The sequence below is a fragment of the Arthrobacter globiformis genome (assembly GCF_003261175.1).
GTDB lineage: Bacteria > Actinomycetota > Actinomycetes > Actinomycetales > Micrococcaceae > Arthrobacter > Arthrobacter globiformis_A.
The window spans coordinates 36,996-62,224 of record NZ_QLNP01000047.1; the positions used below are offsets into that span (position 1 = coordinate 36,996).

The following is a 25,229-nucleotide window of genomic DNA, read 5'->3' on the forward strand; positions in this document are numbered from 1 at the left end:
TCGTTATGAACGCCCGTAACGACAACAACTGCCAGTCAGTTGGGCTGCGGCGTGTGGAACAATCGAAGAGCCCTTTGAAAGGAGCCCTCCACCCATGCGGCAGCCGGACCAGGGACAGCGGGTACCCGCCGGCCACGGGACGCCAGCATGGTGGGCCCGCGCGCTGCGCAACTCCCCCGCCACCCTCACTTTCGTTGTCCTCTTCTGGGCCGCCGGCGCTCTGTCCGCCAGCATCCGCTCCGGGCCGCCACCATTCCTTCTGCCCCACGTGGCGGCCACCTCACAGTCGGTGCCGGACCACTGGTACGCGCTGCTGCTCTCCGCCGTCTGGGAGCGGGACCTTGCTGGCTACGTGGTGGGCACACTCGTGGTGCTTCTCGCCGGGCTGCCGCTCGAACGCCGCCTGGGATCCCTGAAGTTCACGTTGGCCGCGATCGGTGGGCACGTGCTGGGGATCGTGGCGACGCTCGGGTTCCTCGCGGCCGCCCGCGGCCTGATGGGGAGCTGGATCCGCGACCTGAGCGGGCACTTCTTTCTGGGGCCAAGCGCCCTAGCCTGTGCGGCCGCTATGGGTGCCACGGCTTCTCTCCCCACCCTGTGGCGGCGCCGGATCCGCGTGGTTCTCCTCGCCGTACTGCTGCTGTTTGCGATGTACGCCGGCGGCTTCGAGGACCTGGTCCGGCTCGGCGCTGCCGCGGCGGGAGGGCTGCTGGGCCCGGTGCTGCAGGGCCGCCGGCCGCGCTTCGGCAGGCCCGCTGTCTCCCGGCACGAGGCCCGGATCCTGGTGGCACTGCTCCTGACGGTCGCGGCGATCGGACCGGTGGTCGCGGGACTGGCGCCACACGCTGTCGGGCCTCTTTCCGTGCTCAAGTTCCTGTTCACCAACATCCAGCCGGTGGACCCCGCCGCGCTGCAGGCATCCTGCTCCCGACCGGCCGGCCTCAGGGACTGTGCCGCCGCCCAGCTGCAGCTGCGGGCAGGCGCAGGTGGAATCTTCATGGCAATCCTGCCGTCGTTCCTGCTGCTCCTGTTCGCCGACGGCCTGCGGCGCGGCCGGCGGTTCGCGTGGGCGGGCGCGCTCCTGATCCAGGCCTCGCTGTCCCTGCTGGCGGCCGTCACCATCGCCGGCGTGCTGCTGCCGCCGCCTCCGGGTTCAGCCGCCCGCGAGGGTGTGGGCGGGATCGAGCTGTCCGGCTACTCGCACCCGCTCAGCCTGGTGCTCCCGATGCTCCTGCCCGTTTTGCTGGTGCTGCTCCTGTGGGCCGGTCGGAACCTGTTCCCGGTGCAGGCTCCGCGCGGAACATACCTGCGGCTGGCGCGCCGGGTGGTCATTGCCCTGGTTCTGCTGAGCGTCGTTTATGTGGGCCTGGGCCTGGCTTTGGCGGAAGGTTTCTCCCCCGTGCCCGGCCTGCCTCAGCTTCTGGCCGACATCCCCGACAGGTTCCTTCCCCTTGGCTTCCTGGTGGACCGCTCCCCGGCCTTCTTCCCCGAAAGCACCGCCGCCGTCGTCCTTTACGAAAGCATCGGCGTCGTATTCTGGGCGTGGACCGGAGCACTGCTGCTCCGGACGTTCCTGCGTCCGGCCCACGGCCGGCACAGCGCGGACGAGGAACGGGCCCGGCGCATCCTCAAGTCGCACGGCGGCGGCTCGCTCTCCTGGATGACCACGTGGAGCGGGAACAGCTACTGGTTCACTTCTGGGTCGAGCTTCGTCGCCTACCGCGTGCTCAGCGGGGTGGCCGTGGCGCTCGGGCCGCCCGTAGGTCCGCGGACCGAACGGGAAGCCGCTTTCACGGACTTCGCCCGGCACTGCCAGTTCAGCGGGTGGACGCCGTGCTTCTACTTCGTGTCCGAAGAGCTCCGTGGCATGGCCGGATCGCTGGGGTGGGGCTCGGTGCAGGTGGCGCAGGAAACCGTGCTGCGGCTGGACGAGGTGTCCTTCCGCGGCAAGAAGTTCCAGGACATCCGCACCGCGCTGAACCGGGCGTCGAAGGCAGGCATCCGCGCCGAATGGACCACGTTTGTCCAGGCGCCTCTTGCTGTCCAGGCGCAGATTGAGGCGATTTCCGAGGAGTGGGTGGCGGACAAGAAGGTCCCGGAGATGGGCTTCACACTGGGGAGCCTGGACGAACTGGACGACCCCGAAGTCCGCTGCCTGCTCGCGATCGATGCTGACCACACCGTGCACGCGGTGGCGTCGTGGCTGCCCGTGTACCGCAACGGATACGTGGTGGGCTGGACGCTCGACTTCATGCGGCGGCGCGGCGACGGGTTCCGGGCGAGCATCGACTTCCTCATCGCCTCCGCCGCGCTGAGCCTGCAGGACGAGGGCTGCGAATTCATGAGCCTGTCCGGGGCGCCGCTGGCACGGGTGCCTGCTTCGTCCGTTGCTGCCTCAGCCGAGGCAAACGGCGCCCTGGACCGGATGCTCGACTGGCTCGGCGCAGCGCTGGAACCGGTGTACGGGTTCAGGTCCCTGCTGGCGTTCAAGGCGAAGTTCAAGCCGGACTACGAGCCCATGTACCTGCTGTATCCGGACGCGGCGGCCCTGCCCGCGATCGCCAACGCCATCACCCGGGCGTACTTGCCGTCGATCAACCTGGGCCAGGGCCTCACCCTGGTGCGCGGCCTGCTCACCCGCCGCTGACCCAACTAGGTAGCACTTCAAGGCGTTCCCAGCGCTGAGAACGCCCTCAGCTGCTACCTAGTTGGGCTTGCCGGCCTACTTGAGTGCGAAGCCCGTGTGCCGTTCCAGCGCGTCGACCAGTTCGGACTGAAACGCCACGTTCTTCACGGCCGGATGGGATTCCCGGCGCTGCTGGTGGAACCAGTACCCTCCGGATACGTGATCATCAGCAGACGACCGGGTGGCCAGCCACACCTGCGTGGCGTGCCCCAGCTCCAGGTCATCGGGCGCGCTGCGGCCGCCCATCCGGGTTGGTACCCAGCCCGGATCGACGGCGTTGCTTTCTACGTCGGGCCATCGGTTGGCCACCGCGGCCGCGAGCGCCGTGACATACAACTTGCTGTCCGAGTAGGCCGCCGGCCGCCTGGCCGCATCCGTCCAGTCGATGCCTGCAAGGTCGGGAGTGCCGGACCGGTGCATGCCGCTGCTGAGGTAAACAATGCGCCGCGGCCGGGCCATGAGCGCGGTCATGAGGTACGGCGCGACCGTGTTCACCGCAAAGATCTGGTTGCCGCTGTACACGCCGGCGTTATGGATGACGGCATCGAACGGGCCAAACTGGCCGGCCTGTTGCGCCACCCCTTCCGTCTCGATGAGGTCGGCAAGATCCCCGACGACGGTCCCCACAGCCTGGTCCCTGACCGCGCCGGCACTTGCGAGGCGGGACTCATCCCTGGCGTGCAGCACCACTTCGTGGCCCTGCTGGAGCAGCGCCCGGGCAGCATTCAGGCCGAGTCCGCCGGCAGAGCCGGTGATGAATATTCTCGCCACTGTTTCACAGTAGCCGGGGCACCCTGCGTCTGGCAGGCACTGACAGGGCCTCCCTCCGCGGCCGCGGTCTCAGTAGGCTGGATGTGAACCAATCCCGTGCTGTCCGCCACAGTCGGGAAGAGACTTGGGGGTCCCTGTGGTTACCCCTTTCAGCAGGGTCTGCCTCACGCCACGGCGATGGGGTTTAGTAGATGAAAGAAACGGCCGATCCCGTCATCTGCGGCCCGTTCCACCACACCGACAAACAGGAGAACCATGCCTACCGTCAACGCTTACGCCGCGCCCTCCGCTTCCGAGGACCTCATCCCCACCACCATCGAACGCCGTGAAGTGGGCCCGCGTGACGTCCTCATCGAAATCAAGTTCGCCGGCATCTGCCACTCGGACATCCACACGGTCCGTGGCGACTGGGGCCCGCAGCAGTACCCGCTCACACCCGGCCACGAAATTGCCGGCTTCGTCACGGAGGTCGGCTCCGAAGTGACGCGCCACAAGGTGGGCGACCGGGTGGGCGTCGGCTGCATGGTCAACTCCTGCAAGGAGTGCGCCAACTGCCTCGCCGGCGAGGAGCAGTACTGCCTCAAGGGGATGACCGGCACGTACGGCGCCGTCGACCGCGACGGCACCATCACCCAGGGCGGCTACTCCACCCACGTTGTGGTGACCGAGGACTTCGTCGTCACCATTCCCGAGGGCATCGAGCTCGACGTCGCCGCTCCCCTGCTGTGCGCCGGCATCACCACCTTCTCCCCGCTGAAGCGCTGGGGCGCCGGCCCCGGCAAGAAGGTCGCCGTCGTCGGCCTTGGCGGTCTCGGCCACATGGCCGTCAAGCTGGCGCACGCCATGGGCGCCGAGGTCAGCGTGCTGTCCCAGTCGCTCAAGAAGCAGGAAGACGGCCTGCGCCTGGGCGCGGACCACTACTACGCCACGAGCGACGCCGGCACCTTCGAGACCCTCGCCGGCAGCTTCGACCTGATCATCAACACGGTCAGCGCCTCGATTGACATCAGCTCCTACCTGCAGCTGCTGTCCCTCGACGGCACGCTGGTCAACGTTGGTGCCCCGGCCGAGCCGCTCCCGGTCAACGCGTTTGCGCTGATCGGCGGACGCCGCGCCTTCGCCGGTTCCATGATCGGCGGCATCCGCGAAACCCAGGAGATGCTCGACTTCTGCGCCGAACACGGCATCGGCGCCGAGATCGAGGTCATCCCGGCTGACAAGATCAACGAAGCCTACGAGCGCGTCCTCGCCTCGGACGTGCGCTACCGCTTCGTGATTGACACCGCCACCCTCTAAGGCGATTAACGCCCGACGGCGGGCCGGTCCCTTAGGGGGCCGGCCCGCCGTCGTCCGTTCCACCCCGGGGCAGCGGACAGACGACACCAATTACGAAACTTTCAGGAACATACGTGACCCAAGACCTCACCGGCTCCGAAACACCCACTCACACCCCGCGCGGTAACTCAGCCACCCGCTCCGGCGCAGCCAATCCACCGGCCAGCACCACACGGATCCCGCGGGCAGGCCTGCTCATCCTGGCCATGGCCGGCTTCACCGCCGTCACCACCGAACTCCTGCCGTCCGGGCTGCTCCCCCAGATCAGCCGCGAGCTGGGCGTGGAGGAATCGGCCGTCGGCTCGCTGACCGCTGCCTACGCCGCCGTCATCGTCATCACGGCACTCCCCCTGTCGAGGTTCCTCGGTGCGCGGATGCCCCGCAAGACCCTGCTGATCGTGACGGTGCTTGCCTTCGCGCTGAGCAACGTGCTGCTGGCCGCCAGCCCCAACCTGAGCCTGGCCATTGCCGCCCGGCTCCTCGGCGGTGTGGCCCACGGCCTGCTCTGGTCCAGCATGGCCCCCTACGTTGCACGGATCGTGCCGGCGCATTCCGTTGGCAAGGCCATGGCGATCGTGTTCAGCGGCAACAGCTTCGCCCTCGCGGTCGGCGCTCCGCTCGGGACGATGATGGGGGCCGTGCTCTCGTGGCGCGCCTCTTTCCTTGTGCTGGCCGGCGTCGCGGTGCTTCTCGCGTTGCTGGCAATTCGCTTACTGCCTCCGGCTTCGGACGCCGACCGGGAGTCGGCGCCGTCAATGCGCGCAGCCATGGCACTGCCCGGTGTCATCGCGGTCGCGACCGCCTGGCCGCTGCTGCTCCTGGGCCACTTCGCCCTGTTCACCTACATCGCCCCCTTCGTCCTGGCCGCGGGCCTGCCCAGCAGCGCCACCGGCATCTCACTGTCCGTCATCGGCGTCGCCAGCCTGGTGGGCATCTGGATTGCCGGCCTCACGGCGGACGCCCGTCCCCGGGGCTCGGTCCTGACCGGGGTGGCACTGCTCCTGGCCAGCTTTGCCCTCCTGCCTTGGCTCGGCGGGACGTGGACGGGGGCACTCGCGCTCCTGACCCTCTGGGGCATCACCTTCGGCGCCACCGGCATCTACAACCAGGCAGCGATTCTCCGCGCGGGTGGGGAGCACAAGGACGCCGCCAACGGACTTGCCGTGGTGACCATCCAGTTGGGCATCGCCGTCGGTGCGGCGTACGGTGCCCTGGCCCTGAACACCGTCGGCGCGCTGCTGGTGCCACTCGCGGCGGCAGTTCCGCTGGCGGTGGCCCTGGTGATCATCTTCGCCAGCCGCCACCGCGGGTACCCTGCCGGTCCGCGCGAGGTGCGTCTGTCCCGTCCACCCAAGTAACTCGCAGTTGTTGTCGTTTTGAGGGCTGAAAACGACAACAACTGCCAGTCAGTTGGGCTGCGTCAAACTCTTGCGCAGATCTTGTGGCTACAGTGCCCGCCTCTTGAGGCTGGTGCCTCACGATCCTTTCACAGCATCGTGTGGCGTCAACGAGGAGGTCCGATGGAGTCGGTGCGGCGGAGCAGCAGGACGGAGACGGAAGCCGTAGGCGCCTTCTGGCGGTGGTGGTCCGTCGCAGGAGCCGGCCTGATCACGGCAGCCGTCATGAGCGGCGTTTACGGCGACCTCCCGGAAATCATCGGCGCCATGGTGATGGCGATTCACCCCGAACTCAACTGGGAGACCGGCCCGGGTACCCGATCGCGGCACCGACTCTGCGTCACGGGCGGTGGCGACCCCCGGCTGCGCGTCCTGGCCGAGCGGTGGCGGCGGGCGGCTCCCGCGTCCACTGAGGCCTGGGAATTCGCCGCAGCCAGGGAGCCTCAACCCGGCATGGCCACTGGCACCCTCGAAGGCCTGGCGGAACCGGTGGACCTGGGGCGGGCCAGGATTACGGTGGACTGGGACGAGAGGAGCGCCCTGGCCGAACTCACGGTTTACCACCCGGCCTTCACGGGCATGGGCACCAACGACTGCCGGCAGGCAGGCCGCCTGCTGGTGGACTGGCTGATCGGCGAGGACGATGTCCAGCGGTGGGTCGGCGCCATCAACGTGGCCCGGACCGATCCCCGCGACAGCCAGCCAGCCGCCGTCGTGCCTGAATTTTTTCACGCGGTGGCCGCCCGGAACTCGGATCCCCGCTGGACGATGCGGGAGGCCAAAACATCCTCGGGGCACCGTGTGATTGTCTGCGCGCTGAGGCCCTTGCGATGGATCGATCACCCGCTGCTGGACCTGCACACGGCTGTCCGGATCAGCTACCGGCGGACCGGAAATGACGGCCTGCCGGACGATGGCCTGCCGGACGGGGAAGCACTGCTAGGACTGCTCCACCTCGAAAAGAACCTGGACGCGGTGCTCGGCGCGCGCGGCACGCTGGTGGCCTCAGAGACGTCCAACGGACTCCGCGTTCTGCACTACTACACCGACTCCGAGGACCAGAACGGACGTGACAGCTTCGACCGCTTCGCCCGGGACCGGCAAGAAGTCCAGGTGGCCCACACCGGCGATCCGGGGTGGGGCCGGGTGCAGAAATTTATCTAGGGCATACGAACGGCAGCCGGATCCGGGTTCTGGGGGGAATGCTCGCGGGTCCGGCTGCCATGCCCCGCTGGGTTCGAACTGGCGCGTTCCGCCGTCGGGGACAGGTTGATTTTGGGCGCGTGGACTTGGAAAAAGCATGGACGATGTGCCAGTCGTCGTGCCTCCGGCCACCCGATCTGGGGGTAGCATTCAAGCGCCAACTACCACTTCTCTTTTGGCCAGGGCCGGACGATAATTAAATCGATCACCGGAGCTGGGCCGGCGGCGGTGTCGCCTGTCTGAGACCAAGGCGGCCCCCCCAGCCGCCGCCGTCCCTTTATTTCAGCCGCCGCCCTTCCAAACCCGCCGTCCTCGACAGGCGCAATAGTGCGTCCTATGGTGATGCAATGAGCGATGTTCCAGCCGCCGATGCTCCGGCGCCTGAGCAGGACAAAAGCACCAGGGACGGCCTGGCCGACGCACTTTCGCCCGTTGTCGCCCCTGAAAATACCGATGAGGAGCGCCTCAGGGAGACCGGGTCCGACCAAGCGGCGGGCGAGCGCGAAGCAGCGGACTGATGAGCGAGGTTATAAACCGCCTGGCGGCGGCGCTGGATGCCCACGACCTCGAGGCGGCCGCGGCACTGTTTCATCACGACTACCGCAGCAGTCAGCCTGCCCACCCAGGCAGGGCCTTCGTTGGCCGTGCGCAGATGCATGCGAACTGGCAGGCAATATTCGCCGGGATTCCCGACATCCACACCGAGCTGGTTGGTTCAGTCGATGACGGGAACACCACATGGAGCGAATGGGACTGGACCGGAAACCGCGCAGACGGGCAGCCGTTCCGGGCCCGCGGAGTGATCCTCTTTGAAATCACCGGAGGCCTGATAACGGCGGGCCGGCTCTACATGGAGGAGCTCGAAAACGACGAGGAAAGCATCGAGGCAGCCGTGCACTCCATGTCCGGGCGGACGCCGGACAAGCCACAGGGGTGACGCGCCGCAGCGATCGACTGTGGGCCCGGGATTCGACAGGCTCAACCAGCGGGGACCAGCCTCAGGCGTGGGTGGGCTCCTCCACCAGCGCCGTGGCAATGCTGTCCGCATCCTCCAGCGCGGCCAGGTAGCGCTCGGCGTCGAGGGCCGCCGCGCAACCGGTTCCGGCGGCGGTGATGGCCTGGCGGTAGCGGTGGTCCACGGCGTCCCCGCAGGCGAAGACGCCGCTCAGGTTGGTGCACGTGGTGGGCGAATCCACCTTGATGTACCCCTCGCCGTCGAGCTCCACCTGCCCGGCCACCAGCTCGGTGCGCGGCACGTGCCCGATCGCCACGAAGAGCCCGGTGGCGGGCTGGTGGCGGGTTTCGCCGCTGCGCGTGTCCGTCAGCGTGACACCGCTGACCTTGCCGTCGCCGTGGATGGCCGTGACGGCCGAGTTCCAGGCGAACGTGATCTTCGGGTTGTCCTTGGCGCGCTGCGCCATGATCCGGGAGGCGCGCAGCTCACCCTTCCGGACGACGACGGTCACGGACTTCCCGAAGCGGGTCAGGAAGGTGGCCTCTTCCATGGCGGAATCGCCGCCGCCCACCACCATGATGTCCTGGTCGCGGAAGAAGAAACCGTCGCAGGTGGCGCACCAGGAGACGCCGTGGCCGCTGAATTTCTTTTCCTCGGCCAGCCCGAGTTCCTTGTATGCGGAGCCGGTGGCCAGGATGACAGCCGGGGCCTGGTACGTCTCGCCCGCACCGGTGACCACGCGCTTGAGGTGACCCTTGAGCTGAACGGAAGTGGCGTCGTCGAACACCACCTGCGCGCCGAACTTTTCGGCCTGCTGTTGCAGGCCGTCCATGAGCTCCGGGCCCTGGACGCCCTCTGGAAAGCCCGGGAAGTTCTCCACCTCGGTGGTGTTCATCAGTGCGCCGCCGGCCGTGACCGCACCCGCCAGGACCAGCGGTTTCAGGCCGGCCCGTGCCGCGTAGATGGCCGCGGTGTATCCGGCCGGGCCGGACCCGATGATGATGAGCTGTTCGGTGCTGACCTTGTCAGCGTTGGCCTTCTCGGTGCCGGCGTTCTCGGGCTTGGCGTTCTTGTTCACTGCTGGCTCCTTCTCTTCGGGCTCATTCACGGGAAGCTGTTACTGGGCGTCGACGTGGCGCGCGGGCAGCAGCTCGGTGACCAGGGCTTCGATGCGGGTGTGGATCTCGTCGCGGATGGGCCGCACGGCATCGATGCCCTGGCCCGCGGGGTCCTCCAGCACCCAGTCCTCGTAGCGCTTGCCCGGGAAGTACGGGCACTCGTCGCCGCAGCCCATGGTGATCACGACGTCGGACTCCTTGACCGCCTCGGTGGTGAGGATCTTGGGGACCTCGGCGGACATGTCGATGCCGACTTCGGCCATGGCCTTCACCGCGGCCGGGTTCACTGCCTCCGCGGGCTGCGAGCCGGCGGAACGCACCTCGATTGCGCCCCGGGACAGGCTGGTGAGGAACGCCGCCGCCATCTGGGACCGGCCGGCGTTGTGCACGCAGACGAACAGGACGGAGGGCTTCTTGGCGGGGTCAGCGGTCATGGTGTTCTCCTAGGCTGGTGGTCTGTATGGCGAGATTGCGGAAAGAAGCGCCTGCCCGCCCACAGCGCCGCTTACACAAGTGCAACAAGTGTGGGCAGTTCAATCAAGAGCAGGATCAAGGGCGGTGCGTCCGTGCAGGCAGGACAGGCCTGCCCGTCGTCCGGGGCGGGCAGGCGCGTGGATGTTCTGGTGTGCCGGAGCGGTCAGCAGCAATCCTGGCCGTCCTCGCAGCACTCGTCGTCGCAGCAGCCGGTGCTCATCCCTTCACCTCCTCCCCTTTGCTAGCGGGATTGGTCTTTGGCCAGCGGATGCTCGTTGACCGGCTCAAGAGCCGGCTCGTCCACCGCCGGCTCAAGCGCCGGCGCCGCCGGGTACAGGGCACGCACGAGCACAAATCCCACGGCACCGCCGAGCAGCTGGGCCAGGACGAAGGCGGGCGCCGACGCCGGGGCGATGCCCGCGAAGGTGTCCGTGATGGTCCTGGCTATGGTCACGGCGGGGTTGGCGAAGCTGGTGGAACTGGTGAACCAGTAGGCCGCGGTGATGTAGCCGCCGACGGCGAAGGCCACCCGGTCCGTCCTGCCCGAGCGGAGGGTGCCGAACACAATAACCAGCAGCCCCGCCGTCGCCATAACTTCGCCCAGCCAGAGCCCGGCGCCGGCCCGTTCGTGGCTTGAGAATGTCACCGCGTCCAGCCCGAACATCAGGTTGGCCAGAACAGATCCGGCCAGGCCGCCCGCTAACTGGGCCGCGATCAGCCCCGCCGCGGTCCGGGTGTCCAGCACGCCCAGCACCCGCTCGGCGAGGGTCACCACCGGATTGAACGACGCCGACACCGGCTGGAGCGCCACAATCAGCGCGACCAGTGCCGCGCCCGTGGCGAGGCTGTTCTGCAAGAGCTGCAGCCCGACGTCGTCCGGCGACAGCCGCGACGCCATCATGCCGGAGCCGACGACGGCCATGACCAGAAACGCTGTCCCCGTGAACTCCGCAGCCGCGCGCCGTGCCAACGTGCTCATTTGCTGTGGCCCCCGATCAGGGTAGCCAGATTCGCCAGGGCATCGGTCCGCGCCCGGTAGTACACCCACACCCCGCGCTTTTCCCGCTCGAGGAGGCCGGCTGCGTGAAGGACCTTCAGATGGTGGCTGATGGTGGGCTGCGAAAGATCGAAAGCGCCGTTCAGGTCGCAGACGCAGGCCTCGCCACCCTCATGCGAGGCCACGAGCGACATCAGCCGCAGCCGCACCGGGTCCGCCAGCGCCTTGAGCAGCGGCGCAATGCCTTCCGCCTCGGTCGCGGACAGGGGTTCCCTGGACAGCGGCGAACAGCAGGCAACCGTCTGCACCGGGGTGAGTTCCAAATTCATAGACACACGTAAATATTTACACTCATCTATGTCTAAGGCAAGGTGCTTCCCACTGCTGAAGAGCTGGGGCGCCAATTACCGGCCGTCCGGTATCCATTGCTGGCCTCGGGTGCGGGGTCCACTATAGAGAGGAGCGGCAAGGCTCGCACCGGCCGTCAGCGCCCATGGCCGGACGGATCTAGGGGGCACCCATGGACAAGAGCGGTTCTGATTTTCCAAACCGGCGTGCTGTGCTGACGGCAGCCGGAATCGGGGCGGCCGGTCTTGCCGTTGCACCCCTCCTGTCCGCCTGCACCGGCGTACCCACAGTGGCTACGCCATCGGGTTCGGCCTCCCTGCTCCCGGCCCCTCCGGGACAGATCGCACCATTGCTGGACAAGCCAAAAGTCACAAATGCCCTGGCCCAGCTCGACGGATTGATCCGAAATGCTTTGGAACAGACCGGGCTGCCGGGAATGGCCGTGGCCGTGGTGCATCAGGACGAGGTGGTGTACTCCAAAGGCTTTGGGGTGCGGGAGGTCGGCAAACCGGAGGAGATAGGCCCCGACACGGTGTTCCAGTTGGCATCCGTATCCAAGCCCATGGCGTCCACGGTGGTGGCAGGGGTGGTGGGGCGGCGGGTGATCGACTGGAACGACCGCGTCATCGAACACAACAAGAACTTCGCGCTCAAGGATGACTACGTCACGCGGAATGCGACCTTTGCCGACCTGTTGTCGCACCGCAGCGGACTGAAAACAGGGTCGGGCGACCTGCTGGAAGACCTCGGATTCGATCGCGCGTACATCCTCGGGCACCTCAACCAGGAACCCCTCGACACGTTCCGGTCCAGTTACAACTACAGCAATTTCGGCTATACGGAAGGCGGCCAGGCAGCAGCCGACGCCATGAAAATGTCGTGGGAGGATCTGGCCGACGAGATTCTGTTCCGGCCGCTGGGCATGTCCGCCAGCAGTTACCGCCACTCCGCCTATGAGAAAGCATCAAACAGAGCAACCATTCATGTCCCGCTCGGGAACAAGGTGTGGGCAGCGAAACACCGCCGCGATGCCGATTCCGAGGCCCCGGCCGGCGGCGCGAGTTCATCGGTGCGGGACCTGGCCAAATGGCTCCGGCTGCAGCTCGGCAAAGGCAGCTACGAGGGCAAGCCCGTCATTGATGCGGCCGCCCTCCAAACAACCCACGTTCCCCATACGGTTTCGGGCCCGGCGTCGGCACCGGCCGCCCGGTCGCGTTTCTATGGGCTGGGCTGGAACGTCTCCTACGATGACCAGGCCCGCCTCCAGGTTGGACACTCCGGGGCATTCAACCTCGGTGCAGCCACCGCCGTCTCCATGCTTCCGGGTGAACAACTCGCAATCGTGGCGCTGACCAACGGGCGCCCGCAGGGAATTCCTGAAGCCGTCACGGCCGGCTTCCTGGATACTGCGCAGCACGGATCCCCCACAGTGGACTGGCTTACCTTCACCGCCGCCGTCTTCAAACAGATTGATGAGTCCGAGAAACCAAAGGTGGACTACACCAGGGCTCCGGCCGATGCTTCTCCGGCCAAGGCAAACAGTGCCTACACGGGCACTTACGGGAACTCCTACTACGGCCCCCTTGTGGTCCTCGAGCAGGGCGGCAGACTGGCCATGAAGATGGGACCCTCCGGCAGTCCCACGACATTCCCGCTGACGCACTTCGACGGCGGCACCTTCAGCTTTGAATCCATCGGAGAGAACGCCAATGGCCTGGCCGGTGCACTGTTTGCGGCACCAGTCCGCGGCACCTCGCCCAGCGTCACCTTGGACTTCTACGACAGAACCGGGCTGGGAACATTCAGGCGGACCTCAGAGGGCTAGAAGCGGGAACTGTTTCGTGCAACGATGCGGCATGACCAGCAGCACCGGCGCCAGTCCATGGCCGTCCCAGGCGAGATCAACACCGTGCCATGTTGTACTGCTCGGCGACTCGATCTTCGACAATAAGGCGTACGTCAATGACGGGCCCGACGTCGTGGAGCAGTTGCGCGGCGACCTCCCGGCGGGCTGGAACGCCACGCTGCTGGCGGTCGACGGCGACGTAATCGCCGGAGTCCGCCGCCAACTCATTGCCCTTCCCGACGACGCCACCCACCTTGTGGTCAGCGCCGGCGGCAATGACGCCCTCGGCTTCGCCGACCTGCTCGAAGCCCCTGCCCGCTCCGTGGCGGAAGCCCTGGACATGTTTGCCGACGCGCAGGCGCGGTTCGCCTCCGACTATGAATCGATGGCCGAAGCGCTTTCAGCGACGGGGCTGCCCGCAGCGGTATGCACCATCTACGACACACCCTCCTCCGGGCCCTTCTACCGGATGATCAGGACCGCCCTCACGGTCTTCAACGACTCCGTCACGCGGGCCGCGTTCTCCCGTGGCATCAGTTTGCTTGACCTCCGGCTCATCTGCAACGACGACGGCGACTACGCGAACGCGATTGAACCCTCCGTCCAAGGAGGCGCCAAAATCGCGTCGGCCATCACCGCACTGCTGGATGGAACACGCCAGGTGCCGCGGTCAGCGGTGGTCGGCGGCACCTGACTGCATGCGGCTGTGGGGCAATTCAAAACTAGCGGAGGGGGGCCGTCGAGTTGCGGACCACCAGCCGGGGCGTGCTGGTCACATCCGCAATGGGCGCGCCGGGATCGTTGAGCCGGTCAAGGGCCACACGTCCGGCAGTTGTTCCCAGCTCCACGGCATGCAAGTCCACCGAGGTCAGGTCGATGCCGCGCAGCCGGGCCGTCCGTGAATCGTCGTAGCCCACCAGCGACAGGTCCCCGGGAATCGCCAGCCCCATCGCATACGCGGCCTCGCGGACACCCAGCGCGAACTGGTCGTTGTGCGTGAACACGGCCGTCGGACGGTCCGGGCTGGCTAGCAGCTCCGCCGCCGCGCGCTCCGCAGCCTCCTGCGTGAAGTCGTCGGCCGCCACGGTTTGCGGGGTCAGGCCGGCGTCCCGCATCATCTGCTCGTACGTTTGCCGGCGGACGGTATGGCCGTCAAAGGGCGGCCCGGTCATGTGCGCAATCCGCGTGTGCCCCAGGCCGAGGAGGTGTTCGACGGCGGCCCTCGCCCCGGCGCGGTCGTCAGGGTAGACGCTGTCCACGCCCCGCACGCGGCGGGTGACGCTCACCACCGGGATGATCTGCGCCAGTTCCCGTACCCGCTCGTCGGGATCCAGCAGCGCCGCGGCAATGATGATCCCCACCCTCGCCTCGATGAGTGAGTCCATCGCGCCCTGGTCCACGCCGCCGATGGAGCGGGAGACGCTGAGAATGAGCCGGTTGCCTGCCTGCGGCAGCGCCAGCCGCACGCCGTTGAGGACGTCGGAGTACACCTCGTTCCGGAGGTCCAGGAGGTAAAGTCCGACGGCGGTCCGAGACTTGCTTGCCAGGGCGGCGGCTGCCGCATTGTGCCGGTATCCCAGACGCTTGGCGGCGTCGAAGATCGCCTGCCTGGTCTCCGGGCTAACGCCGGCAGCGTCGCGGAAGGCGAAGGAGACCAGCGTGCGGGAGACTCCGACTTCCCGCGCAACATCAGCCTGGGTGGCTGGCCGGTGCTGCCGCTGGATGCTCATACGGCCATCCTCCCACGGCGGGAAATCGTCGAAACTCCGCCATTTGTAAGTTTGACCTTACATTTAAGCCTTTCGCGCGTTAGTCTTGGGTGTGACAGCGGGCACATGTCCCGCAAAATTGAGACAAGGGAGTCCTTATGTCTGCAACCCAAGCGCAGCGCGACGGCGCGCATACGCCCTCGCTGCCGCCGCTCACCAACGGCCCGCACCGCAAGCGCCTCGGCATGGTCGCCACAGTGGCGACCTTCGGCGGCCTGCTGTTCGGCTACGACACGGGTGTCATCAACGGCGCACTCCGGCCCATGACCGCCGATCTCGGCCTAACCCCGATCACCGAGGGCATCGTGACCAGCTCGCTGCTGTTCGGCGCTGCCGCCGGCGCCGTCGGCGGCGGCCGGCTCTCCGACACCTGGGGCCGCAGGAAGACCATCATCCTGCTGGCCATCCTTTTCCTCGTTGGCGCATTGTCCTGCGTGTTCGCGCCGAACTTCGAGGTCATGGTCATCGGCCGCGTCATTCTCGGTCTCGCCGTCGGCGGCGCCTCCTCGGTGGTCCCGGTATACCTGGCGGAACTCGCACCCTACGAGATCCGCGGTTCGCTTGCCGGCCGCAACGAGCTCATGATCGTCATCGGTCAGCTCGCCGCATTCGCGGTGAACGCCGTCATCGGCAACCTCTGGAGCGAATTCGGCGGCGTCTGGCGCATCATGCTCGCAGTAGCCGCGGTGCCCGCCGTTGCCCTCTTCCTCGGCATGCTCCGGATGCCCGAATCCCCGCGCTGGCTCATCTCCCAGGGCCGCAGCGAGGACGCCCTGGCCGTGCTCATGACCATCCGCTCGTCCGAGCGTGCCGAAGCCGAGATGGCCGACGTCAAGCACCTCGCCGACGAGGAAAAGGAAATGAACCTCTCCGGCTGGGGCGCACTGAAGAACAAGTGGATCCTGCGCATCCTGCTCGTTGGCATCGGCCTGGGCGTGGCGCAGCAACTGACCGGCATCAACTCGATCATGTACTACGGCCAGTCCGTGCTGGTTGAGGCCGGCTTCGACTCCCGCGCCGCCCTCATCGCCAACATCGCTCCCGGCGTCATCGCCGTCGTCGGTGGCGTCATTGCGCTGACCATGATGCAGCGGGTCAACCGCCGCACCACCCTGCTGCTCGGCTTCACCCTGACCACCATCTGCCACTTCCTGATCGGCATCTCCTCCATTGCGCTGCCCGTCGGCAACCCGGCCCGGCCCTTCGTGATCCTCTTCCTGGTGGTTGCCTTCGTCGGCTCCATGCAGACGTTCCTGAACATCGCCGTCTGGGTGATGCTCTCGGAGATCTTCCCGCTGCACATCCGCGGCTTCGCGATCGGCGTCTCCATCTTCTGCCTGTGGATCGCCAACGCCTTCCTGGGCCTGTTCTTCCCGACGCTGGTGGCATCAGTCGGCATCACCGGAACGTTCTTCATGTTCGGCGTGGTGGGCATCCTGGCCCTGATCTTCATCTACACCCAGGTGCCGGAAACCCGCGGCCGCACCCTCGAAGCACTCGAGGAGGACGTCACCACCGGCGCCATTTACCTGGTGCACAAGGCCCCGGCGACGGCGGCACACTAACAGCTCCCTGGTTCGCCCGGCGTTTTAGCCACCGCCCAACTGACTCGCACTTAATGTCGTTTTGAGCGCCCAAAACGACAACAACTGCGAGTCAGTTGGGCGCCTACGCGCCTGCGGGCTGGAACAGCTCCACAACGTTGCCGGCCGGATCCTCCAGCAGGATCTGCTGGCCGCCCGGTCCCCTGACAATGTCGTTCCGGAACGGAACGCCCGCGGCCCGCAGCCTGTCCACCTCGGCGGCGATATCGCTCACGATGAGATGGATCCGGTTCCACCCGCCCGGTCCCGGGACCGCGCCGTCAGGCATTGCCCGGCCCGCCGAGCTGGTGGGTCCGCTCAGCAGCAGTCGCAACTGGCCGCGGACGACGTCGGCAAACGCCGGCGCCGCGCTCATCCTTACGGAGAAGCCGAGGTGCTTCGTGTAGAAGCCGACGGCGGCGTCGACGTCGTCCACCATGTACCGGACGCTGACAAAGTCCTTAGTGCTGTTAAAGTTCTCAGGGTTGCTGGACATTTCCCTTCTCCTTTTTCCGACGGACGGATCAGACATGCTGATCCACGATCACCGGGTTCCCGTCGGGGTCCACAACGATGAAGCTGCCCGGCCCGATTCCGTCGCCGGCCTCGGCAACGAAGGGAATGCCCTGGTCCTTAAGCTGGCGTTGAAGATCCCGCACGTCGGTGAATGATTCGAGCTGCTGCGCGTCCTGGCTCCAGCCCGGGTTGAAGGTCAGTGAGTTCTTTTCAAACATGCCCTGGAAGAGTCCGAGCACCGTCTGTCCGTTCCGCAGGATCAGCCAGTTCTGGTCAATGTCGCCCCCGGACCTGGTGAAACCCAGCTTCTCGTAGAAAGCCGCGGAGGCCGCGATGTCCTTGACGGCGAGGCTGAGTGAGAAAGCGCCGAGTTGCATGTGCTGCTCCAGTCTCCGGAACTCTCCGGGCCATTAATGTTTCCGATGGTAGTCGCGGGGCCGTCCAAGCCGTCCCAGATAGCACTCAGCGATGTCGTGACCTGCTAATACGCCTCGGTGTGCTCCAGCTCCGGCAGGACAACCAGCGGATCTCCGGCAAAGTGCAGCCGGCGCGAAGACTCCCCTTCAATCCAGGCGAACACCACCGAGCCGTCAAGGGGCACGCGCTCGAGAATCCCGGAACGGGCAGCATTCCAGATCTCCAGCTCCGCCGGGGTCAGCTTTCCCCCCGCTGCCGGGAGGTCGGCGTCGTGATCATTGCCAGCGTTCGCGTCCATGCACCAATAGAACCAGCTGCGCATGAACTCTCCGTGAACGTGGCCCGCGTGACACGCCCCTGCATTCGCCGCAGCCCAGCTGTGGCGAACGGCCCGCGCGCGTGGGACCATGCCTCATGGCCAACGGCAACGCGGTCCGGGAGGCAATTGAGAAGGCGCGCGAGGAGATGCTTTTCATCGGCCCGGACCACCCCTACTATCCACTCCTGGCAGAAATGGTCACCGCCGTGGAGGCGGCTTGGCGGCAGGGGTACGATGCGCACCGCGCCGGCAGGCCTAACACCAATCCCTACAGCTGGCGCCCGTAAAATTCGGGCTTGTGCCGGGCCCGGTTCGCGAGGGGGAGTGCGTCCGGACTCGGCAATTCTGACGGTTCGGGGCTGGGCTTCCGTTCCTTCAGAACAGAGCCAGCATTGCCCGCTGACATGGGGAAATAGTTGGGGCACCTTGGGGCAATCCCGTCGCAGACCACACGCTCCCTCGCGCCGGTCCAAGGAACTCCAAAGTTCTTCCAAGGACGGACGCGGAAACTTTAAGCAGGCCGGCGGCGGTGGCCCTTGGTCCACCCTCCGGGACCTGGCTGCCTAACCCAGTCCGCCGCCGGCCCCGCAAGGAGATGGAGGCTCAGTTGCTGCGGTCGCCCTGGCAGCGATCGACCGCGCGCGAATCGCCAGCGCCGTCCCGGCGACCACGTCCGCCTCCTGATGCCTCCTATATACAAATCAGCTACTGCAGGGTAGCTTCGATAGAGGAACCTTGCGAATATCTGCAGGAACCCCTTCCGGCGTTGTGCACCGCCCGGAGGTAAAGCCGCTGTAGCCCCATGGCGGCCATCCCGCACCCTGAGGAAAGAGCCTGTCATGGCCACCTCGCATTTCCAGCAGTTTCTTCACGACGCCACCTCCCCCGCTCCCGACACCGACAGCCCCTTAGGGCCGGACTGCCTTTACGGGCTCTACACAAGCTGGTGCCTGATTCAAGGACTAACGCCCAAGAGCGACACATCCTTCCGGGCCGGCATGCGGCGGTGCCGTGTCAACCTCCGAGGCACCAGGCGGAAGATGAAGGGGCGGGCCGCCGCCGACTACATTCTCGCCAGCTACCCGTACGCGGGCTGACCATGTCGCTCAGATCGCCCGGCTTCCGTTCCGACGGCGCCGGACGTGCCCGGGTTCTGCCTGTCATGTGCGCGCTCTGCGGCACCGACCGCCATCTCACCATCAGGTCGGTGACGGACCTCCCGGACTGTCCCGCCGACGTCGTCCTGGTGGCCTACACCTGCGGCCGGTGCGGGCGCTTCAGTGAACATCCTGCCCACGTTGCCGACCTGTCGGCGGTCCTGGGCCGCCGGGAACAAAAGGGGGACGTGCTGATCTTCGGCGGGCACTACATGCACTGCGGGCAGCCCATGGCCCGGACAGGATCCGAGCTCCGCAGGCTGTCCGCGCCGCTGTCCACCGAAGACGCAGCCGAAGACACCCTGGATGTTTACCTGTCCACCCGCGTCCTCAGATGCACCTGCGGTTTCCAGATGGAACTGCCCGAGTAAGCGGGATCGTACATTTGAAGGACAAACCTACCCCTGGGTAACTTTGTGTGGGGCCCCATCCTATTCCCCCATGCGGATGGTAGTCCCCGGAAAGCCCCGCACCGCCTTCACAACTGGTGCGGGGCTTTTTCGTGCCCGGGCCGTGCACTTCTTGAGGTTTCCGCCCTACACTGTGCACACCTACTACAGGCCGGGGGGCACGTTGGGTTCACGGGGGCTTTGCCTGGTCATCGAGGATGACCGGGATATCCGCGATCTTGTAGCGCTGATACTGACGCGGCTTGGTTTTGACGTTCATGCAGTCAGCAACGGCGTCGACGGGGTCGCCGCGGCGTGGGAACACCATCCCGTCCTGGTCACGGTCGACCTGAATCTGCCGGACATGGACGGCCTGGAGGTGGCGCAGCACATCCGGGCGCGCTCCGAGGCGCCGATGCTGTTCATCACGGCACGGGCGGAGTTCGACGACGAGATGGCTGGCATGGCATCGGGAGCCGCGGCCTACCTGGTCAAACCGTTCCGCCCCCGGCAGCTTACGGAGACGGTCAACCAACTTTGTCCCGTGGGCCCGCTGACTGCGCACGGTCTGGAGCCGCGCGCCTGACGAAGCCACCGTCTGACCGCCACACAACAGCGGCGGCCAACCGGCCGGCGTCGTACTTTCACATCTCCGTGGCCTATATCCGCAAGTGGCACTTCGGCTCCATAATGTCCCCATAAACTTCGGGGACCCTCGCGCCCGGCGACGCTGGCGAGGCGCCGCAGAGTCCCAGGTGGCCGCCCCGGCTGTCGGCGAAACGGGCGGCGACGCGGCCCGGGCACGGACGGCCAATCCGTTTCCGGCACCGAACAGGGGAACCATCGCCATCAGCGCAACAGCGCGATCAGCGCAATGAGGAGAGAAACTGTCATGCTCAAGGACACAGCCATCGCCGCCGTCCTTCCCGCGAAGGACGTGAGCAGGGCGAAGGATTTTTACCGTGACAAGCTGGGACTGGAGCCCGTGGAACCCGCGGACGACAACGTGATGTACGAGTGCGGCAACGGAACCAGGTTCCTGGTGTACCAAACTGAAAACGCGGGCAGCGCAAAGAACACCCAAATGGGCTGGGTGACGGACGACGTCGAGCGGGACGTTCGGGAGTTACGGAGCCGCGGCGTCGTCTTCGAAGAATACGACTTTCCCGGGCTGAAGACCGAGAACGGGATTGCCACCACGGACGGCGGGAAGGCCGCCTGGTTCCTGGACACTGAGGGCAATATCCTGAGCCTCTTCGAACGCCCGTAAGTCCACTGGTGCGGGCATACCCCGGCGGGAATCGGAAAGGGGACGGAACTGCGCTGTTCCGGCCCCCCTTCCGTCTATTCCGCGGCCCCCGGGCGGTGGCATTACGTCCACCTGCCCCGCGACGCTCCGGCCCCTCTGCGCCTGACGGAGCAGAGGGCCCCCAATGGAGAGGATTGAAGAAACTAGGAATTCATCAATTCCTCAACTACGAGTCTCGTCCCAGCCTGGGACCTGCGTCAAGGACGCAAACCTTTTGCCCGCAGACTGCCCTGCGCGGCGCTTGCCAGCTCGACCGAGCCCGTCGGAGCATGCGGAGGCCCAGGTCACCCTGCTCCGTGCTCCGCAACTGCTTCGCTGGAAACCTCGGCGAGCGTGAGGCTGCGCTCACGGGCCTGGGCCAGGAGTCCGAGCAGAGCCTGTTCGGAGCTGCGGCCGGTGCGCGCAGTAACGGACCGGACAGCGTCGGTGATCAGGGCGCGCCTTTCGAGAGACTCTTCCAGGGCCGCCGCCGACTCCTCAGTCAGGACAGCTTCTGTGAGCCCGAGACCCGAGCCGGAGACGCTGCTGCCGACGAAACCATTCGCGGCGGCCACCGCACGGGCATTCAGCACTGCTTCGGCAGCTGATATCAGTTCCACGATCTGGGGAACGGACAGCCAGTAACGCAGCTTTCCGTCGGCCCGGCGGCCAGCCACAAGGTGCTGTTGGCGCAACTGCGCGAGCTGACCGGCCAAATGTGACGGCTTCAATCCGGTGGCCGAACACAGGTCGGCCACGCTGGCGGGACCGGAGGCCAGCACGCTTAGCACCCTGACGCGGGCCGGATGCGCCAGCAGCTTGAACAGTTCCGCTTCAGCGGATGCGGCCTGCTCCCCAAATTCTGCACGTTCCGTCACTGCTGCCCCAATCTGACAGAAACACACCTGTTCCTACCGATTATCCCCTCAAAGAAACCTTGCTGACGGAATGAAGTCCCCATTTATCCGTTCCGACGGGCTCACGGATTAATTCGTTATCCAGCAAAGGCCTTTACCCTCTCGCGGTACGGGTCCTCCGCTGAAATAATTGTCTTAACGGTTTTCTGACGCGGCGGTCCGCCTTGCCTTGGGACGGCGTCCGCGAATCAATCAGCAAAGGAAACGATGCCCGTGCCTGTTGCGGCAGCCACTCTTGCCAGGCCCTGATGCAGGCCAACCTGCCTCTCGCCGACGAACTGGCGGCGCTGACCGCCCGGATCGCCGACCTGCTGCTGACCCACGAAACCGTCGACGAAGCGGTCTCGGCGCTGGCGCAGGCCCTTAAGGAAGCGATCCCCGGGGCGCTCGGGGCGGGAGTCAGCCTGATGGATACCCGCGGCCGCCGCACCAGCACGGCCTCCACTGATCCCACTATTGTGCAGGCTGACCAGTTGCAGTACGACCTTAGGCAGGGGCCCTGCCTGACGGCTTGGGCCCAGCAGGCGACCGTCACGGTCCGGGACACTCGGACCGACCACCGCTGGCCCGCCTGGAGCCGCGCCATAGCCGACCTGCCGCTCCGCTCGGTGATCAGCACCCCGCTGTCCACTCCCGACGGCGCGATCGGGGCGCTCAAGGTGTACTCCCCCGTTCCCGACGGGCTCGACTCCAGAGCCGTCCGCCTGCTCGAACTGCTGGCCCGCCCTGCTGCGCTGATGCTTGCCAACACCCAGGCCCGCGACGCCGCGCAACATCTCAGTGACGGGCTCATCGGCGCCCTCGGTGCCCGCGATGCCGTCGGAACGGCCAGCGGCATCGTCATGGAGCGCCTCCACGTCAGCCGCGACCAGGCTGTGGCCACCCTCATCAGCGCGTCCCGCCGGCGGAATGAGCCGCTGCACCAGCTCGCCCGGGACATCATCGCCGGCGGCGAGCTGTAGCCGGCCGTCACCTGAGCGCCTTCTCAACCGCTTCCCTGCGGGCCGCAACGGCCCCGCGAATAGGGACTGCCGCCGTTGGCAATTACCCCCATTCCGGGAGTTCGAGGCTGGCCTGACCGGTGCGGCTACAGCATTTTTCTCCTCTGCGCAATTTTGGCGCGCGGGCCAATTCCAAGGAAAATAGCCAGTCACCAACACAATGCACGTCCCGCTTACTTCAGGAGACAGAGAACCATGACTAACAACATTGCCCCGGGCGCCGGGTTGAATGCCGCGCCGATCGCAGCCATGGCCGCTTTGGAAGACCTGGACCTCACGCCGCAAGGGCTGGCCGATGCCCCGGCTAACGAGCTGGATGCGGACACCCTCGTGCACCCCGGCCCCTAGGCCGCTCAGGTTCCACAGAAGGTCCGGTAGGGACCAAAGCCTTCCGGCGCCGCCACTGCGTAACGTTCGACGCCGGGACGCTCGTTATAGGGGTCCGTCACCGCTTCCAGCAACAGCCGGAGCGGCCCGAGGTCACCATTGGTTGCAGCGTCGAGTGCTTCCTCAACGAGGTGGTTGCGGGGCACATACACCGGGTTGACCCGGTCCATCATGTCCGCGTCCGGGTTCAGTGCCCGCCACCGTCGGGTCCAGGTGGCGAAAGCCTCGGATTCGTTGAACGTCTCCGGGAACCTTGTGTGCACGGGCCCGGCCTCGCTGCGGGCTGCCTTTCCGAGGCGCCGGAAGAACGACGTGTAGTCAACGCTTTCTTTTTGAAGCAATGCGAGCAGTTCGTCAATCAGAGGCGATGCCTCGTCGTCGCCGGTGCTTCCCTCCAGCCCCAGCTTGGCCTTCATGCCCGCCAGCCAGGCCGCGCTGTACTGCTGGCGGAAAGCCCCCAGCGACTCCTGGGCCAGTTCGACCGCACGATCCTCGTCGTCGTCGAACAGCGGCAGCATTGCCTCCGCAAGGCGGGTCAGATTCCATTCCGCAATCAGCGGCTGGTTGGCGTAGGCGTACCGTCCGTTCTCGTCGATCGAACTGTAGACGGTGGCGGGGTCGAACGCGTCCATGAAGGCGCAAGGACCGTAGTCGATGGTCTCACCCGAGATCGCCATGTTGTCCGTGTTCATGACGCCGTGGATGAAGCCCACCAGCATCCATTGGGCCACGAGCGAAGCCTGGGCGCTGACCACCGCGTCGAACAGTGCGAGGTACGGATTGTCGGCTTCCGCCGCACCGGGGTAGTGGCGGGCGATCGCATGGTCGGCAAGGCGGCGCAGGAGCCCTTCGTCGCCGGCGGCCCGGGCGAATTGGAAACTCCCCACGCGCAGATGGCTGCTGGCTACGCGCGTGAGCACGGCTCCCGGCAGCTCGGTCTCCCGCTGGACGGAACGCGCGGTGGCTACGACGGCGAGGGAGCGGGTGGTGGGGATGCCCAGGGCGTGCATCGCCTCGCTGACGATGTATTCACGCAGCATCGGCCCCACGACGGCGAAGCCGTCGCCGCCGCGCGCGAACGGCGTACGGCCGGAGCCTTTCAGGTGGATGTCGCGAAGGCGGCCTTCGGCGTCGGAGACCTCACCGAGCAGGAGGGCGCGGCCGTCACCCAGCCTCGGCGCAAACCAGCCGAACTGGTGCCCGGAGTAGGCCTGGGCAACGGGAGTGGCGCCGTCGGGCACTGCATTGCCGATCAGCAGCGGAAGGCCCTCCGGGCCCCTTAGGAAGTCCGGGTCAAAGCCCAGTTCGGCGGCCAGCGGCTCGTTCAGGACGAGCAGCCGCGGGGCACGGACCTCCTCCGCTTTCCAGGGAATGGCCATTTCGGCGAGCTCCGTGGCGAAGCGGCTTTCAAAGGTGACGGTTGATGCGGCTGCAGCGGTCATCTTTCAAGCATACGTTTTGCGTTTGAGTCAGAACCGGCGGGTCGGCGTCCGACGACGGCGGCCAGTCATGGACTCTGCCACACCGATCAGGGCGACGGCAGCGACGACGGCAACGATGAACCCGAGGACATTCAGCTCGAAGATGTCGCCGGTACCGAGCAAGCTGGCAACAACTCCGCCAATGACGGAACCGACAAGGCCCAGGAGCAGCGTGGCGATAATGCCGAGGTTCTGCCTGCCGGGCTTGATAAGGCGGGCAAGGGCTCCGATAACAAGCCCGGCGATGATGAATCCAATCATGGTCAACAGCCTTTCTGCTGGCATCCAACAATTTTGAACTGATGTAGGAAGTCTACTTACTATTAGATGGTAACCATGCTTACTATTACGGGGTGCTGGTTCATCAGCAGCAGCTAACCCTCAAAGGAAAGAGAGCAATGATGACCGAGAACCCATACGGCACCGGCCCGGGCACAACAGGCTACCCGGACACCACCGGCGCGGAAACCACTGGATTCGGCACCGGAGCAGGTACTACCGGATACCCAGAGACGACTGAGTACGCGGGCACGGCCGGAACAGGCACCACCGGCTACCAGGACGAGACCTCCAAGAAGGACGCGGCGAAGGAAGAGGCCGCCAATGTGGCAGGCCATGCCGCCGGCGCTGCCCAGAACGTCGCGGAGACGGCCAAGACCGAGGCGAAGAACGTCGCGTACGAGGCCAAGAACAGCGCAAAGGATCTTCTGCACCAGGCCAAATCCGACCTGACCAGCCAGGCCGGCACCCAGCAGACGAAGGCCGCCGAGGGCATCCGCACCATCTCCTCGCAGCTGCGCACCATGGCCGACGCGCCGGACCAGCAGGGTGTGGCCGCGGACCTGATCCGGCAGGCCGCGGACCGCTCCGAGTCG

28 protein-coding genes and 1 pseudogene are annotated in these 25,229 nt (G+C 66.3%); 17 read left to right on the plus strand and 12 right to left on the minus strand.

The window, feature by feature from the left end; genetic code table 11:
• The first annotated feature begins 94 nt into the window (after positions 1 to 94).
• The gene (locus DBZ45_RS03955; protein WP_111902656.1) at positions 95 to 2,647 is read left to right on the plus strand and encodes a bifunctional lysylphosphatidylglycerol flippase/synthetase MprF; all 2,553 of its coding nucleotides are present in this window, start codon (positions 95 to 97) and stop codon (positions 2,645 to 2,647) included.
• Between the two features lie 75 nt (positions 2,648 to 2,722).
• Here the strand turns inward: DBZ45_RS03955 and DBZ45_RS03960 are convergent, their stop codons facing one another.
• Positions 2,723 to 3,457, minus strand: a complete 735-nt coding sequence (locus tag DBZ45_RS03960) for an SDR family NAD(P)-dependent oxidoreductase (protein ID WP_111902657.1) — start codon at positions 3,455 to 3,457, stop codon at positions 2,723 to 2,725.
• A 255-nt stretch (positions 3,458 to 3,712) separates the two neighbouring features.
• Between DBZ45_RS03960 and DBZ45_RS03965 the strand changes: the two genes are divergently transcribed.
• The 5 genes from DBZ45_RS03965 (at position 3,713) to DBZ45_RS03980 (ending at position 8,329) form a co-directional block, all read left to right on the plus strand.
• Positions 3,713 to 4,753, plus strand: a complete 1,041-nt coding sequence (locus DBZ45_RS03965; protein WP_111902658.1) for an NAD(P)-dependent alcohol dehydrogenase — start codon at positions 3,713 to 3,715, stop codon at positions 4,751 to 4,753.
• A 113-nt stretch (positions 4,754 to 4,866) separates the two neighbouring features.
• A complete protein-coding gene (locus DBZ45_RS03970) occupies positions 4,867 to 6,150 on the plus strand; it encodes an MFS transporter (protein WP_190242995.1) in 1,284 nt (427 codons plus the stop codon).
• 162 nt (positions 6,151 to 6,312) lie between these two features.
• Positions 6,313 to 7,353 carry a hypothetical protein gene (locus tag DBZ45_RS03975; RefSeq protein WP_111902659.1) on the plus strand — a complete coding sequence of 347 codons (1,041 nt, stop codon included), beginning with the start codon at positions 6,313 to 6,315 and terminating at the stop codon, positions 7,351 to 7,353.
• A 386-nt stretch (positions 7,354 to 7,739) separates the two neighbouring features.
• Positions 7,740 to 7,910, plus strand: a complete 171-nt coding sequence (locus DBZ45_RS22830; RefSeq protein ID WP_190242996.1) for a hypothetical protein — start codon at positions 7,740 to 7,742, stop codon at positions 7,908 to 7,910.
• Positions 7,910 to 8,329 carry a nuclear transport factor 2 family protein gene (locus DBZ45_RS03980; RefSeq protein ID WP_111902660.1) on the plus strand — a complete coding sequence of 140 codons (420 nt, stop codon included), beginning with the start codon at positions 7,910 to 7,912 and terminating at the stop codon, positions 8,327 to 8,329. Before DBZ45_RS22830 ends, DBZ45_RS03980 begins: the two co-directional genes overlap by 1 nt.
• Positions 8,330 to 8,390: 61 nt before the next feature.
• Here the strand turns inward: DBZ45_RS03980 and trxB are convergent, their stop codons facing one another.
• The 4 genes from trxB to DBZ45_RS04000 form a co-directional block, all read right to left on the minus strand.
• Positions 8,391 to 9,425: a thioredoxin-disulfide reductase gene (gene trxB / locus DBZ45_RS03985; protein ID WP_223256910.1), complete on the minus strand. Its 1,035-nt coding sequence runs from the start codon at positions 9,423 to 9,425 to the stop codon at positions 8,391 to 8,393.
• Positions 9,426 to 9,464: 39 nt separating this feature from the next.
• Positions 9,465 to 9,899: an arsenate reductase ArsC gene (locus tag DBZ45_RS03990; RefSeq protein ID WP_111902661.1), complete on the minus strand. Its 435-nt coding sequence runs from the start codon at positions 9,897 to 9,899 to the stop codon at positions 9,465 to 9,467.
• A 281-nt stretch (positions 9,900 to 10,180) separates the two neighbouring features.
• Positions 10,181 to 10,918: an aquaporin gene (locus DBZ45_RS03995; RefSeq protein WP_111902662.1), complete on the minus strand. Its 738-nt coding sequence runs from the start codon at positions 10,916 to 10,918 to the stop codon at positions 10,181 to 10,183.
• Positions 10,915 to 11,265 (minus strand): ArsR/SmtB family transcription factor, encoded by a 351-nt coding sequence (locus DBZ45_RS04000; protein WP_111902663.1) that lies wholly within the window; start codon positions 11,263 to 11,265, stop codon positions 10,915 to 10,917. The genes DBZ45_RS03995 and DBZ45_RS04000 overlap by 4 nt, the downstream gene beginning before the upstream one ends.
• A 191-nt stretch (positions 11,266 to 11,456) precedes the next feature.
• On the opposite strand from DBZ45_RS04000, the gene DBZ45_RS04005 reads away from it, so the two are divergent.
• Both DBZ45_RS04005 and DBZ45_RS04010 read left to right on the plus strand, forming a co-directional pair.
• Positions 11,457 to 13,109, plus strand: coding sequence for a serine hydrolase (locus DBZ45_RS04005; RefSeq protein ID WP_111902664.1), 1,653 nt, complete (start codon positions 11,457 to 11,459; stop codon positions 13,107 to 13,109).
• 31 nt (positions 13,110 to 13,140) lie between these two features.
• On the plus strand, positions 13,141 to 13,824 hold the full coding sequence (locus DBZ45_RS04010) for an SGNH/GDSL hydrolase family protein (protein WP_111902665.1): 684 nt from the start codon (positions 13,141 to 13,143) through the stop codon (positions 13,822 to 13,824).
• A 28-nt stretch (positions 13,825 to 13,852) separates the two neighbouring features.
• Here DBZ45_RS04010 and DBZ45_RS04015 read toward each other — a convergent pair whose 3' ends face one another.
• Positions 13,853 to 14,860, minus strand: a complete 1,008-nt coding sequence (locus DBZ45_RS04015) for a LacI family DNA-binding transcriptional regulator (RefSeq protein ID WP_190242997.1) — start codon at positions 14,858 to 14,860, stop codon at positions 13,853 to 13,855.
• Positions 14,861 to 14,997: 137 nt separating this feature from the next.
• On the opposite strand from DBZ45_RS04015, the gene DBZ45_RS04020 reads away from it, so the two are divergent.
• A complete protein-coding gene (locus tag DBZ45_RS04020; protein ID WP_111902666.1) occupies positions 14,998 to 16,464 on the plus strand; it encodes a sugar porter family MFS transporter in 1,467 nt (488 codons plus the stop codon).
• Positions 16,465 to 16,567: 103 nt separating this feature from the next.
• On the opposite strand, the gene DBZ45_RS04025 is transcribed toward DBZ45_RS04020, so the two are convergent.
• The 3 genes from DBZ45_RS04025 to DBZ45_RS04035 all read right to left on the minus strand — a co-directional run bounded on the left by DBZ45_RS04025 (position 16,568) and on the right by DBZ45_RS04035 (position 17,713).
• Positions 16,568 to 16,978: a VOC family protein gene (locus DBZ45_RS04025; RefSeq protein WP_111902667.1), complete on the minus strand. Its 411-nt coding sequence runs from the start codon at positions 16,976 to 16,978 to the stop codon at positions 16,568 to 16,570.
• A gap of 28 nt (positions 16,979 to 17,006) precedes the next feature.
• Complete coding sequence (locus DBZ45_RS04030) at positions 17,007 to 17,375, minus strand: VOC family protein (RefSeq protein WP_111902668.1); 369 nt, start codon at positions 17,373 to 17,375, stop codon at positions 17,007 to 17,009.
• 104 nt (positions 17,376 to 17,479) lie between these two features.
• A complete protein-coding gene (locus DBZ45_RS04035; RefSeq protein ID WP_146617443.1) occupies positions 17,480 to 17,713 on the minus strand; it encodes a hypothetical protein in 234 nt (77 codons plus the stop codon).
• 116 nt (positions 17,714 to 17,829) lie between these two features.
• Between DBZ45_RS04035 and DBZ45_RS04040 the strand changes: the two genes are divergently transcribed.
• The 5 genes from DBZ45_RS04040 (at position 17,830) to DBZ45_RS04060 (ending at position 20,550) form a co-directional block, all read left to right on the plus strand.
• The gene (locus DBZ45_RS04040) at positions 17,830 to 18,021 is read left to right on the plus strand and encodes a hypothetical protein (RefSeq protein WP_111902670.1); all 192 of its coding nucleotides are present in this window, start codon (positions 17,830 to 17,832) and stop codon (positions 18,019 to 18,021) included.
• A 552-nt stretch (positions 18,022 to 18,573) separates the two neighbouring features.
• The gene (locus tag DBZ45_RS04045; protein WP_111902671.1) at positions 18,574 to 18,831 is read left to right on the plus strand and encodes a hypothetical protein; all 258 of its coding nucleotides are present in this window, start codon (positions 18,574 to 18,576) and stop codon (positions 18,829 to 18,831) included.
• A 2-nt stretch (positions 18,832 to 18,833) separates the two neighbouring features.
• Entirely contained in the window at positions 18,834 to 19,262 is a 429-nt protein-coding gene (locus DBZ45_RS04050; RefSeq protein ID WP_111902672.1) for a hypothetical protein, read from the plus strand.
• A 202-nt stretch (positions 19,263 to 19,464) separates the two neighbouring features.
• A complete protein-coding gene (locus DBZ45_RS04055) occupies positions 19,465 to 19,866 on the plus strand; it encodes a response regulator transcription factor (protein WP_223256911.1) in 402 nt (133 codons plus the stop codon).
• 306 nt (positions 19,867 to 20,172) lie between these two features.
• Positions 20,173 to 20,550, plus strand: a complete 378-nt coding sequence (locus DBZ45_RS04060; protein ID WP_111902673.1) for a VOC family protein — start codon at positions 20,173 to 20,175, stop codon at positions 20,548 to 20,550.
• A gap of 323 nt (positions 20,551 to 20,873) precedes the next feature.
• Here the strand turns inward: DBZ45_RS04060 and DBZ45_RS04065 are convergent, their stop codons facing one another.
• Positions 20,874 to 21,446 carry an ArsR/SmtB family transcription factor gene (locus tag DBZ45_RS04065; RefSeq protein ID WP_190242998.1) on the minus strand — a complete coding sequence of 191 codons (573 nt, stop codon included), beginning with the start codon at positions 21,444 to 21,446 and terminating at the stop codon, positions 20,874 to 20,876.
• Between the two features lie 287 nt (positions 21,447 to 21,733).
• Between DBZ45_RS04065 and DBZ45_RS04070 the strand changes: the two genes are divergently transcribed.
• Together DBZ45_RS04070 and DBZ45_RS22835 are read left to right on the plus strand one after the other, a co-directional pair.
• Positions 21,734 to 22,447 (plus strand): GAF and ANTAR domain-containing protein, encoded by a 714-nt coding sequence (locus DBZ45_RS04070; RefSeq protein ID WP_111902675.1) that lies wholly within the window; start codon positions 21,734 to 21,736, stop codon positions 22,445 to 22,447.
• 234 nt (positions 22,448 to 22,681) lie between these two features.
• Complete coding sequence (locus tag DBZ45_RS22835) at positions 22,682 to 22,834, plus strand: hypothetical protein (RefSeq protein WP_190242999.1); 153 nt, start codon at positions 22,682 to 22,684, stop codon at positions 22,832 to 22,834.
• Positions 22,835 to 22,839: 5 nt separating this feature from the next.
• Here the strand turns inward: DBZ45_RS22835 and DBZ45_RS04075 are convergent, their stop codons facing one another.
• A complete protein-coding gene (locus tag DBZ45_RS04075) occupies positions 22,840 to 24,315 on the minus strand; it encodes a protein adenylyltransferase SelO (RefSeq protein ID WP_111902676.1) in 1,476 nt (491 codons plus the stop codon).
• A gap of 27 nt (positions 24,316 to 24,342) precedes the next feature.
• The gene (locus DBZ45_RS04080) at positions 24,343 to 24,639 is read right to left on the minus strand and encodes a GlsB/YeaQ/YmgE family stress response membrane protein (RefSeq protein WP_223256912.1); all 297 of its coding nucleotides are present in this window, start codon (positions 24,637 to 24,639) and stop codon (positions 24,343 to 24,345) included.
• A gap of 116 nt (positions 24,640 to 24,755) precedes the next feature.
• On the opposite strand from DBZ45_RS04080, the pseudogene DBZ45_RS23130 reads away from it, so the two are divergent.
• Positions 24,756 to 25,229, plus strand: a pseudogene (locus tag DBZ45_RS23130) (hypothetical protein); the annotation flags it as partial.